This window comes from Thiorhodococcus mannitoliphagus (genome assembly GCF_010915725.1).
Classification (GTDB): domain Bacteria; phylum Pseudomonadota; class Gammaproteobacteria; order Chromatiales; family Chromatiaceae; genus Thiorhodococcus; species Thiorhodococcus mannitoliphagus.
This window is the reverse complement of record NZ_JAAIJR010000150.1, coordinates 1-11,751: the sequence shown is the minus strand read 5'-3', so window position 1 is coordinate 11,751 and position 11,751 is coordinate 1. Positions and strand designations below refer to the sequence as shown.

Annotated in this window: 8 protein-coding genes; all 8 read right to left on the bottom strand. The window is 63.9% G+C overall.

Features of this window, described 5'->3' with window-relative positions:
- Nucleotides 1–267 precede the first annotated feature (267 nt).
- The 8 genes from cas6e to clpB all read right to left on the bottom strand — a co-directional run bounded on the left by cas6e (nucleotide 268) and on the right by clpB (nucleotide 11,532).
- Complete coding sequence (cas6e, locus tag G3480_RS22495; RefSeq protein ID WP_164656293.1) at nucleotides 268–891, bottom strand: type I-E CRISPR-associated protein Cas6/Cse3/CasE; 624 nt, start codon at nucleotides 889–891, stop codon at nucleotides 268–270.
- On the bottom strand, nucleotides 878–1,528 hold the full coding sequence (gene cas5e, locus G3480_RS22490) for a type I-E CRISPR-associated protein Cas5/CasD (RefSeq protein WP_164656291.1): 651 nt from the start codon (nucleotides 1,526–1,528) through the stop codon (nucleotides 878–880). The genes cas6e and cas5e overlap by 14 nt, the downstream gene beginning before the upstream one ends.
- A 2-nt stretch (nucleotides 1,529–1,530) precedes the next feature.
- Nucleotides 1,531–2,673 carry a type I-E CRISPR-associated protein Cas7/Cse4/CasC gene (gene cas7e, locus G3480_RS22485; RefSeq protein WP_164656289.1) on the bottom strand — a complete coding sequence of 381 codons (1,143 nt, stop codon included), beginning with the start codon at nucleotides 2,671–2,673 and terminating at the stop codon, nucleotides 1,531–1,533.
- 13 nt (nucleotides 2,674–2,686) lie between these two features.
- Entirely contained in the window at nucleotides 2,687–3,250 is a 564-nt protein-coding gene (gene casB / locus G3480_RS22480; protein WP_164656287.1) for a type I-E CRISPR-associated protein Cse2/CasB, read from the bottom strand.
- Nucleotides 3,247–4,821, bottom strand: a complete 1,575-nt coding sequence (gene casA / locus G3480_RS22475) for a type I-E CRISPR-associated protein Cse1/CasA (RefSeq protein ID WP_164656285.1) — start codon at nucleotides 4,819–4,821, stop codon at nucleotides 3,247–3,249. The genes casB and casA overlap by 4 nt, the downstream gene beginning before the upstream one ends.
- The gene (cas3, locus tag G3480_RS22470; protein WP_164656283.1) at nucleotides 4,818–7,502 is read right to left on the bottom strand and encodes a CRISPR-associated helicase Cas3'; all 2,685 of its coding nucleotides are present in this window, start codon (nucleotides 7,500–7,502) and stop codon (nucleotides 4,818–4,820) included. Before cas3 ends, casA begins: the two co-directional genes overlap by 4 nt.
- Nucleotides 7,503–7,946: 444 nt before the next feature.
- Entirely contained in the window at nucleotides 7,947–8,924 is a 978-nt protein-coding gene (locus G3480_RS22465; RefSeq protein WP_164656281.1) for a PDC sensor domain-containing protein, read from the bottom strand.
- Between the two features lie 7 nt (nucleotides 8,925–8,931).
- Entirely contained in the window at nucleotides 8,932–11,532 is a 2,601-nt protein-coding gene (clpB, locus tag G3480_RS22460; protein ID WP_164656279.1) for an ATP-dependent chaperone ClpB, read from the bottom strand.
- Nucleotides 11,533–11,751: the final 219 nt, after the last annotated feature.

Below are 11,751 nucleotides of genomic sequence, written 5' to 3'. Positions count from 1 at the left end.
TACCCCGGTACCGAGCTGCGCCTCGTGTTTGAGGCGATCCAGTCGCATTGAATTTGGCGCCAAGTCAGGAGTTCTGCATTGGTAGCGCTCATGCCGTGATTCCGGCACCCCGGAGCATGAGGCAAAGGCTGCCGCCGTCTGCGAAGTCGTCGCGGCGGGGCGCCGCTCCCACCAAATCGAACGGCTGCGGTCCTGTTCCACGGCAATCTTGCTGCAACTTCAATCCAATCAATCTGGTTGGTGTAGGCGGCCGACGCCGGTCGATTCTCATGTCGATCTTGCGACCGACAATAAACCTAGACCCCATGCCTTCCCATGTCCAAGCCCGGTCATGATCGCCTGGCGTAATCGACCTGGGTCCGTTGCTTCGAGATGCCCCTCGTACAAGGCCGACTGGAGCGTGATCCGTCGGCGGGTCGATGGCTGGCGGGCCTGCAGCCGCTCACAGTCGGCTCGGATGGCGCCCAAGACGGTGAACCCCTGCTTGAGTGCTTGCCGGTCCAGCCAGTCAAGCTGAGCGTCCTCTTTGACCAAACCATAGCGCTTGCCGTTGCGTGTGACGGTCGGGTTGGCCTGCAGGCGAAAGCGGTAGCGGGCGCTCGCCTGGATCAATTGCTCCAGATCCACCGGCTTGTTGCCGAGGATCTCCAGGGCATAGCCGGCATCCCCTTCAAGGGGTTTCCAGTCGGCGCTCATCTCGGATTGTACGAGCAGCACGGCCGATCCTGCGTCGAATGCACTGGACTCCAGTCGCCAGAGGAAGCGATAGGGCGCGGACGTTTCGTCCGGAGCGAAGGCGCGAGCCAAGGTCCGATGCATCTCGTAGCGATTGCCGAGATCACGCCGGACGCGCGGATGTCTCGGATCGAGTGTCAGCCTAGAGAGGTACACGGACGACCTCCGCGGCAATATACCTGGGGCCGAAACAGCGCTCGGCGAAGGGGGCGATGGGCTGATCGAAGCGGATCGCGCCGCTGCTCTCATGCTCCAGGATCAGCCTGATCGGGGCCTCCTGGTCTTCGTATCGAGGGGCGGCGATGCGGGGCGCGGACAGCAGTGCGTCGCGCAATCCCAGATCGGTCGATCCCTGCTCCAGCCAAATGGGAGCGCCAGGCGGAAAGGCCTTGCGGCCGAGCGCCAGGGGCCACATGGGCTTGCGGATCGCCGCATCGATCCGTTGCAACAACGCCTGGTCCTCCCCCTCCAATCCGACGAGAAAGGCGGCGTCAGCCAGGTAGTACCTAGGGCTGACGACCGTGCGCTTCAGGTCGACTTTGCCGCCGGCCGAAACGACGCCGGTTGCTGTTTGGTAGTCGCGCATCAGCAGCCCCTCCCGGTCGACCCGCACGCCCATGCGCAGTCGAGCCAGGTCGTCGACGGGCTCCGCTCGGTCACGGCCCATGGCGGCGCAGATGAGTCCAAGGACACCGGATTTCGATGGCTCCAGTTGGCTATCCCTTTCGTCGAAGCGGCTGGTCGTGCCCCAGGATTGCATCGGTCCTGCCAGCCGCAGGAGCAAGGTCGGCATGGTCAACCTCCCAGTGCGACACTGGCTTGCGCGACGACCCAATGGGTCAGCTCTCCGAGCGATGTGTGTGCCTTGCCTTTGCCCTCGGGCCAGGCTCCAGTCAGATCCAGATAGCCCCAGATGTCCTTGCCATCGCTGAAGGCGGTCGCGATGGTTGCGTCATGTGCTGCGAGCTTTTCCACGGATCGAGTGGTCAGCTCGCTGTCCTGTCTCGGCCAGACGGGCTTCTCGAAGGCATTCGCCAGGTTGAAGGGGCTGGCATGACGGATCGCGACACCGATGAAGCTCGGTGGGTTGTGTGCGGCGAAGCTGTTCTGTTTTCCGGTCGGGATAGCGCGGGCCATGGCCTCTGTGAATGCACCGATGCCTGTTAGAGCCAGCTCACGATCGCCCTTGAGATTGGCGACGAGCTTGCGTGGATCGATGACGGCATAGCGGTAGAAGGTGGCCGAATTGAATTCCACCTGTCCGATCATGCCGGCACCGGTTTCGTCGAGATCACCCTTGTCGTCGACGGCGGTGAAATAGTCGAACTCGCGCTCGACGCGATGGGTGCTGATGGCGTGCGCGACCTGGCAGGCGGCGTGCTGATTGACCCCTGGCAAGTCGGCGAGCATGCGCCCGAACAAGGCGACATCGACGGCCTTCTGACCATCCAGGAGCGCCTTCGCGGCCTTGACCACCTCGGGCGGCGCGCTGGCCTTGGCTTGCTTCTTCGTCTTCTTGCCGTTATCGCTCGTGGGGGCGGCGAGTAGATCCCAATGTGCGTGGATCAGCTCGGCCAGACCCTGGATCTCGCCTTGCCCCAGGAACAAGAGATACTCGGTCTTGCCGTCTTCCTTGATCTTGAGTCCAGCGGCAGCCAGAGCGGCTTCGATCTGATGCCCTGCGTCCGGGCGGCCCAGATCCGCCAATCGTTGCGCCAGCAATTCCTTGAGCTTCTTGGTTCGGACCGAGCCGAATTCAGCGGGGACGCTGCCAAGCTCGGCCGCCGCGAGCCGGATCGAGCGCTTGAAGCACTGGCTGCTGACCCGCGCCCGGCGCTGACCGCCAAAGATGGCATCCTTGGGCGCCCCCGTATCGTCCCGATTGAGGTTGGATGGGGCGAAGTTCTGGATCAGATGGAACTCGATGAAGAGACTCATGGTGCGCTCCGTGTCAGTCGGCGGATGAGGATGCGGTGGGACGAGACGGCTCCGAGTCGCCTGCGTCCGAGTCGAGGTCATAGGCGCGGTAGAAATCGCGTGCCCAGCGCTGTCGCACCCAATCCCGGCTGTCCGCGCCGAAGGGACGCAGCCAGATACCGAGATCGGCGAGCAGATGGGCGAAGTCACAGGGCTGATCATCGGCGACCAGGAGCGAGACGGCTGGGCGAAGCATCTTGGGCAGGCTGTCCGGCTCGGCGCCGAGGAGTGCGATGAAGCGTTGCTCGATGCTCTTGCTCTCGCGGCGACGGGCGATGGTTCCGAGCGCCGATGCCAGGGTGTCACCATCGCGATGCTCCGGGTGCAGGGCGAAGAGTCCGGCCGTGAGATAGAGCGCCTTGCGCCAGGGGGCATCGGCGTGACTGTCCCGAGGCACGAATCGCTCGACATAGGGATAGGCGCGCGGGAAGGCACCAGGCGCGAAACCGAGGCTGCGGCGCAGGTGCGCCAATGCGCCTGGGTCGTGCACAGCCAGTTCTGACAGGTGGCTGATGAAGGATCGAGCGGCCTCGCTCATGGGGTGGCCTCCTTTGGACTCTCGGCGGTATCCGGTTCATCGAGGGCGTGAAGCAGACGCGCGATGCTCGACTCGGCGCGTGCGATGGCGCGCAAGGCAGGCGGCGATTCGCCGAGCATGCGGCATGTCGCGCTCCAGGCTCGCTGTACGGCGAGCTTCATGCTCGCCTGCCATTGCAGGTGTGCGGCATCTACGTCGCCAATGGCGATTCGGTTCATCAGATTGGGCAGGGCGCGCTCGGCCGCGGAGAAGAACAGGGGTGCGGTCGGCCCAGCGTCGAGAAGGGATCTGGCGCGAGCACGGGTGTCTTTGTGGCTTGGGTCGGGCATCGCGGCGGCGATCGCTTCGGCGCAGATGGCTCGCAATCGGAAATAGAGCCTTTCCGCCACGCTGATTTGGGCTCGTAGTTCCGCAGCCGCATCCGGGTCGGTCAGGAGCGCGAGCGGCAGATCGACTCGATCCGTCCTCCAGCGGAGCAGCTTCGCTTGGTCGCTGGTGAGCCCGGCGACCAGGACAGGAATCGGCGCGTCGAGCCGTCCCATTCGAGCGTAGAGATTCGTCGCCCCGGACAGGATGGCCGCTGGCTGATTGAAGGTGCCGGTTGCATCAGGAACCAGGGCCGGAAGCTCACGCCAGAGCGCACGTCCGTCCTGAAAGGACAGTCGAAGCGCTTTGCCTTCCTTGCTCATGCGGTAGCTGGTCATCGGGTCGGGGGCCTGCGCATCCTCGTCCAGAGAGATCCCGGCAGCGATGAAGACCTGCCGAATGCGACGGTCAGCGCTCGCGGTGTCCGCAACCAAGAGAGCGGCTCGGGTCTGGCGCGTGTAGCGGTCGTTCGGGCCTGTCGCCAATCGAGCAGACCCACGCAATACCTCGTTCGTCGGAGGCTCCTGCTCCCAGGCAGGAAGGTCCTGGATGTGTCTCGGTGTCGGTGGGTGAAGGCCGATCAGCAGGGTCTCGGCCAAGGTTTCACCGACCGGGAGGACGGCCGCCGTGTTTGCCAACGGACCGGCGCGCTCGGAACTCTTGAGTTTCTTGCCGGGGAAGAATCCCCCAGGCGTGAACTGGAGATAGCCGAGCAGCAGGCGCATGGCGTAACCGGCTTCGTATGACGAGCGATCGTAGACGCCATGCTCGAACATGGCGGTGCCGTAAAGCAGGTTGATTGCGACGGAAGACACCGGGAAGACGGCGGACGAGGTTTCCCCCCAATCGCTGAGTTCCGCGACCTGCATGAAGGGGTGTTTCGGGTGAAACAGCCAGAAGCGGTCGCGCCATTGCGCCAGGTAGTCTCGGATGGCCGTTTCGGGCAAGCCCTCCCGATACCAGCGCGCTCGATCCGAGTCCTTCCAGGTTTGCTGATGCGTCGTCAGCGCCCGGTGCAGCATGGCAAGGAGCAAGCGGTGCAGCGCGATCAGACTCGTCGGCGACGCTTCCAGTAGGGCCGTGATCTTGGTCGCCTCCAGCAAGGCTGTCCTCAGGCTGACATCGCGGGCCGTTCCATCCAGCATGCGCAAAGGAATCCAAGGTTCGTCCAGCAGGTTGAAGGCCGGTGCGGTCGTTTGATTCATGTCGCCTCCTGGCTGGATGGAGCGGTCTTTTCGTAGACGATGCCCAGCTCGGTATCGAGGCTGACGTGGACACCGCCGAGATCCGTGACGCCATCAGTCAAGGGCATGGGCCGAAGATGACGCAGCAAGGGATGCTCCTCGAAGCCGCGCGGCAATGGCAAGTCGAACAGATCCTGAACGACGCCTTTGCGCGATAGCCGGACCTGACGCGCGAAGATGCGCCGGGCCAGGTCGTCGTCTGGCACGGTATGCGGATCGAAGGCTGGGGTGTCTGGTGTCAGGTGCCAGCCGGCGCCGGTCACCCGAACAGGAAGGGTCGGCACGCTGTCGTCGCCGAGCCGGGTGACCAGAGGAATGCCGTCGCCGTCCCGCTCTTCCTGACCGCGCGGGTGGTGGTCATAGGCATTCTGAGGCTCGGCCTCCGCGTCGATGGCGGCGTGTTGCGCCTGCAGCCGCTGATTCTGGGTCTCGGCGTAGTGATCGCCCAAGGCTTGGTCCAGGGTGGCCATGAAATCGGGGCGCATCTCTTCCTCGAATGGATCGCCGGAATAGACGGCTTGCACCAGTCGGTCGATGTCCTCGGGTAGCCGCCATTCGGGCTCGCGAATCAGGACGCTCCAGGTGCAGTAGAGCACGTAGGGGTCGTAGACGAAGCCCCAGGCGGTGTCGTTCAGCTCCGGCGGACGCTCGCTCAAGCGTCCGGCGATGCGCAGATGTGGTTTGGCGTGGGCGGCTGGCCGCTCCCGCTCGTGCCGATGCAGACGCCCGGCACGCTGCAACAGGAGGTCGACCGGGGCGAGGTCGGAGAACATGAAGTCGAAATCCAGATCGAGGCTTTGCTCGACGACTTGAGTGGCGATCAGGAGGCAGCGTCGAGGACGCGAGGCCGGCGGCGGACCGAAGCGTTTCAGCACGGCTTGTTCACGCGCGGCGCGCTCGTCGGCCGGGAAGCGGGCATGGAACAGCAGCAGCTCGCCGCGCGCCCTGGCCGGCTCGCGGAGCAGACGGTAGAGATCCTGGGCGCGCTGGACGGTGTTGACGATCACCAGGCCGCATCCACCGGCTTCGAGGCAGCTCAGCGCCTGATCGGCAAGGACCTCCAAGTCCTCGCTGAGTCCCGACACCTGGATGGGGCTCAGTTGACGGCATTCGACATGCTCGGCGAGGGTTTCGCCCTCTTGCGCCATGAGGACACGCGGATAGGGAATCTCCGGGCGGTCGGATGCGCCCCAGGCATCCAGCAGCGAGGCTCGCCGCGGGGCCGGCAGGGTGGCGCTCATCAGGATGACCGAGCACCCCAGCCCTTTCAGCCAGCGCAGCAGGGCCTCGATCAGCCCACTGGTGTAGGTGTCGTAGGCGTGGATCTCGTCGAGTACCACGACCCGATTGGTCAGGCCCCAGAGACGCACGAAATGGTGCTTGACGTTGAGCGTGGCGAAGAGTGCCTGGTCGACAGTGCCGACGCCATAGGCTGAGATCAGGGGGCGCTTGCGCTGAGAGAGCCAGGCGGAAGAGGCGATGGACTCTGCATGAGAGGCGTCGATTCCGCGCAAGCGATGGATGCGCTCGTCCAGCATGGCTGCGCCATGGATCAGCTGAATATCCAAGCGCATGCTCGGGTCGAATCCTTGCAGGAACGACAGGGCGCGGTCGAACATGGCGTTGCCGGTTGCCTGGGTCGGCAGGGCGAGATAGAGCCCGCGATGTCCATTGAGCGCCTGGAGTCTCAGGTGGGCGAGCAAGGCCAGCTCCGTCTTGCCCTCACCCATCGGGGCCTCGACGATCATGAGGACCGGGCCTTTGGCTCTTTCCAGAAGGCGATCCGCCGTCTGCTGTAAAGGTCGCGCGTTTACCGGCCGGTTTGGCTGTCCCAGAATTCTACCGATAAGCCGGTCGGTATCCGCCGCAGCGTTGAGCAGTGTCCGATAGGCGGGCCAGCCGATGTCGTCGAGCGCAGTCTCGGCGAGCGCCTTGGCCTTCTCGTAATGCTCGCCCAATGAATCCGCGCGCTCGCCGAGCGGAAACCAATCGAGGTTCGAGCCGACCCAGTCGGCAATGCTGGTGAGACCGGCAAACCAGGCAACTGCCGGGAGAGGCAAGTCTTCGGCCAGCGGACCCGTCCAAGGGGACAGCGTCGTCAGATAGGCATCCAGGATCTCTGCCCTTGCCTTGGCCCATTCCGGGCCTTCGTTGCGCGGCCTGGTCTCTTGGACATCTCGACTGCGCGGCATGTAGCCGTGATGAGCGCCCAGCGCCAGGCTGAGGATCCACGTCCAGCTGGTGTTTGGAAAGGTTGCGGCGAGCTGACGACGCAAGAGGGCGGCCGAGGCTAGATCATGACGATGAACGCCTAAAGAGGCAGGTTTGAAGCCGAGCCCAGCTTGCTCGTCCCGTGCTTTGCCTTCGGGCCACTTGCATTGAAAGCCGGGGATGGCCTTGCCGAAATCATGGAGCCCGACGATAGCGGCAAGCCATTGCGACGCCGCCGCGACTGGCAAACCGAGGGAGCGTGCGGCCCAAGCGCGTGTCTGGCTTGGCTCACGCCGCAGGATGACTTCGGCCACCGCCGCGACATCGAGCATGTGGGTGAGCAGACCGTGCCCCCCGGCAGTCCCACTTTTCGCCCAGATCGTCCTAGCCGGAACTGAAAGCTGCTCGAACCACGTGATCGTCCTATCCATGGATCCCTCACCAAATCGTCGTGGGAAAGCGCTTGTTCAGTTGGTGTTATGGCGTCGTGCGGAAGCCAAGGGCCGACAGGCGTGCCCATCCTCCCAGGTCCGCGCCCTGCAGGATGGGCACGTCCGTCCGGCGCCGAGCTTGCCCTCGACTCCAGAGCACGGACTTTGCCCATCCTACCCATCTTCGTCTCTTTGTGTAAGGTGATTTCCGGAATTCGCCTTAGAGACCAGCGGCTCTTAGCAAGAAGCTCTCTTGTCAAAGCGCCAGGCGCTTGATGCATTCCGGACGGCCGAGGCGAATCCGCCCTGCCCTGCCATGACGGCCCGCAGTTGCCGGGGCTGAGCGCGCCGAGGGCGGCGCTCCCACGGGCGCACCGAGACCTTGTGACGGTTCGCGGGTCCCGAGCTGGAACTCGTGGAGCGAAATCCGAGCGAGCGGCAAGATCAGTGGGTTGTCTGATCAACCCCGCATAGCTCCGGGCTTCCCAGCCAGAACGCCAGACTCTTGTGAAGAAATTCGTCCCACTGCATGTAGTGCGAGCCGTCGCAGGAGAAGTTGAGCCCGACGATGCCGTTGAAGACGTTGAGGGAGCCGGAGCGGAGATAGATGGTCTCGTCCATGAATCGCAGCTCGCGGAAGGTGCGGAAGACGTCCTTGATGCGCTCCTCGGGAATGTCGGCATCCGACGGATAGGCGCGTCGGGTATAGGCCAGACAGATACCTGGGTTGGTGAGGTCCTCGTAGTCGAGGATGCGGTAGCGAAAGGGGTCGTCCATGGTCCAGAGCGTTGCCCGGGAGCTGGAGAAGTGCAGCTTGCCGTGAAAGACGCCGTGGGCGGTGATGAGTTCGACGACTAGGTCCATCACCTCGTCGATGCGTGAGTCCATGAGGCTCTCGACGCGCTCCTGGTTGAAGAGCCCGCCGCGAATGGCGGGGTCTCCCTTCATCTGCAACCATTGCTCCGACTGCGTGTAGAGTTCGCGCGTCAAGGGCAGCTCGCGCAGGTCGAAGTCCGCGCCCAAGAATCCCAGCAGACGCCCGCTGTCATCCTCAATGCGCTGGATGGCTGTCAGCGAGGGCCGCCGAGCGTTGCGGCTCAGGTAGACGGGTGAGAGCGAGAAGCGCTCCCCGGCGAGCGCTGCCGCCAGATAGGGCCGCTCACTCCTGTCACGACCGAAATGCTCGGGAAGCAGGCCTTGTGGGGAAAGGTTCGCCGTGAGCTGCTTGGCATGCTCGTCAAGGATGTAGAGATACTTGCAGGACGTCAGGCTTGGCAGGGCATCCACGAGGATGCCCTCCAATGCCTGCCGGTCGGGCCAGGCCGCCCGGCAGCCTGAAACCAGCCGCTCAAGCAGCCCGGACAGGCGGCCCTGCAGTAGTATTCGTTGCCGCGCGACGGCGGTCTGAAGTGCTTCGCTCATAGTGCGATCAGTCTACCAGTTCACCTTGGAGCACGCGCTCGAAGGCAATCTGCCCGTCCTCCATGCCGACCTCGATGAGGTCGCCGGGAGCGAACTTTCCGGAGAGGATCTCCTGCGCCAGCGGATTTTCGAGCTGTGCGCGAATGGCCCGCTTGAGCGGCCGCGCGCCATAGACAGGATCGAATCCGGCCTCGCCCAGGTGATCCAGCGCCGGGTCGCTGACCTCCAGACGCATCTCCCGGTCGGCCAGGCGCTGCTGGAGATAGTCGATCTGGATGCGCGCGATGGCGCGGATCTGCTCCCGTTGCAGCGGATGGAAGACGACGATTTCGTCCAACCGGTTGATGAACTCCGGGCGGAAGGCATGGCGGACGATCTCCATGACCGCATCCTTCATCTCGGCATAGTTGGCCTCGCCGGCGCGCTGTTGGATGACGTCGGACCCCAGGTTGGAGGTCATGACGATGACGGCGTTGCGGAAATCGACCGTCCGACCCTGCCCATCGGTCAGGCGGCCGTCGTCCAGCACCTGAAGCAGCACGTTGAAGACATCGGGATGGGCCTTTTCGACTTCGTCGAGGAGGATGAGGCTGTAAGGCCGGCGCCGAATCGCCTCGGTCAGATAGCCGCCTTCTTCATAGCCGACATAGCCGGGCGGCGCACCGATGAGCCGCGCAACCGAGTGTTTCTCCATGAACTCGGACATGTCGATCCGGATCATGGCCTCTTCGGTGTCGAAGAGGAAGGCCGCCAGCGCCTTGCACAGCTCCGTCTTGCCGACGCCGGTCGGCCCCAGAAAGAGGAAGGAGCCGATTGGGCGTGAGGGATCCGACAGCCCGGCACGCGAGCGGCGGATGGCATCGCTGACGGCGCGCACCGCCTCATTCTGGCCGACGACCCGCTGCTCGATCTCCTGCTCCATGCGCAGCAGCTTCTCGCGCTCGCCTTCCAACATGCGCGAGACCGGGATGCCGGTCCATTTGGAGACGATATCGGCGATTTCCTCCTCCGTGACCTTGTTGCGCAGCAGACGGTTCTCGCCCCCAACCTCGAGTTCGGCGGCCGAGGCGAGCTGCTTCTCCAGCTCCGGGATGCGGCCATATTGCAGCTCGGACATACGCCCGAGGTCACTCGCGCGGCGGGCGGTCTCCATCTCGATGCGGGCGCGGTCGAGCGCCTCCTTGATATGCGCCGTGCCCTGCACCGCCGCCTTCTCTGACTTCCAGATCTCGTTGAGGTCGGCGAACTCGCGCTCCTGCCGGCCGATCTGCTCTTCCAGATCCGCGAGCCGCTTCTTCGAGGCCTCGTCGGATTCCTTCTTAAGCGCCTCGCGCTCGATCTTGAGCTGGATCAGACGCCGATCGAGCCGGTCCATCTCCTCCGGCATGGAGTCGATTTCCATGCGGATCTGGGACGCCGCCTCGTCGATGAGATCGATGGCCTTGTCCGGGAGCTGGCGGTCCGCGATGTAGCGATGCGAGAGCACGGCCGCGGCAACGATCGCCGGGTCGGTGATCTCGACGGCGTGATGGACCTCGTAGCGCTCCTTGAGGCCACGCAGAATAGCGACGGTATCCTCGACGTTGGGCTCCTGGACCAGCACCTTCTGAAAGCGGCGCTCCAGGGCGGCATCCTTCTCGACGTATTTGCGATACTCGTCGAGCGTCGTGGCACCGACACAGTGCAACTCACCCCGCGCCAGCGCGGGTTTGAGCATGTTGCCCGCATCCATGGCGCCCTCGGCCTTGCCCGCGCCGACCATGGTATGCAGCTCGTCGATGAAGAGGATGATGTTGCCCTCTTGGCGCGCGACGTCGTTCAACACGGCCTTGAGGCGCTCCTCGAACTCACCGCGGAACTTGGCGCCGGCGATGAGCGCGGCCATGTCGAGCGACAGCAGCCGCTTGGATTTGAGCCCCTCTGGAACCTCGCCGTTGACGATGCGCTGCGCCAGCCCCTCGACGATGGCGGTCTTGCCCACGCCTGGCTCGCCGATCAGCACCGGGTTGTTCTTGGTGCGGCGCTGGAGCACCTGGATGGTGCGACGGATCTCGTCGTCGCGGCCGATGACAGGGTCGAGCTTGCCTTGGTCGGCGCGCTCGGTCAGATCAATGGTGTACTTCTCGAGCGCCTGGCGCTGCTCCTCTGCGTTGGGGTCATCGACGCCCTGCCCGCCGCGTACCGAGTCGATCGCCTTTTCCAGAGCACCCTTGCTTGCCCCAGCCTCGCGCAAGGCGTTGCCCAGCGCGCCCTTGTCCTCAAGCGCGGCCAAAACGAAGAGTTCGGAGGAGACGTACTGATCCTTGCGCTGCTGGGCGAGCTTGTCCGTCAGGTTGAGCAGTCGATTCAGGTCATTGCTCAGGTGGATGTCGCCGCCTGATCCTTGAACAGTCGGGACCCGATCCAAGACCTCGCCCAGGCTCGAGCGCAGCCGGTTGGCATTCACATCAGCCTGACTCAAGAGGTGGCGGATGGTCCCGCCTTCTTGATCCAGCAGCGCCACCATGAGGTGCACCGGCTCGATGAATTGATGATCGCGGCCAACGGCGAGACTTTGGGCGTCTCCCAAGGCCATCTGGAACTTAGCGGTCAGTTTGTCCGTTCTCATCAGTGGCATACTCCAGAAATTTTGTAGGGTTTTGCCTGGAATTGGGGAATTGGCTTGCTCGCTTCAAGGGGGGCAGTTGGCAGTTGGCAGTTGGCAGTTGGCAGTTGGCAGTTGGCAGTTGGGAGTTGGCAGTAGGCAGTTTGCAGGATTCTAGCGCGAAGCGCCAGAGGGGAATCAAGAATTTCTTAGAAGGTCTCTCGAAACTCGGAGGTAGTCTAG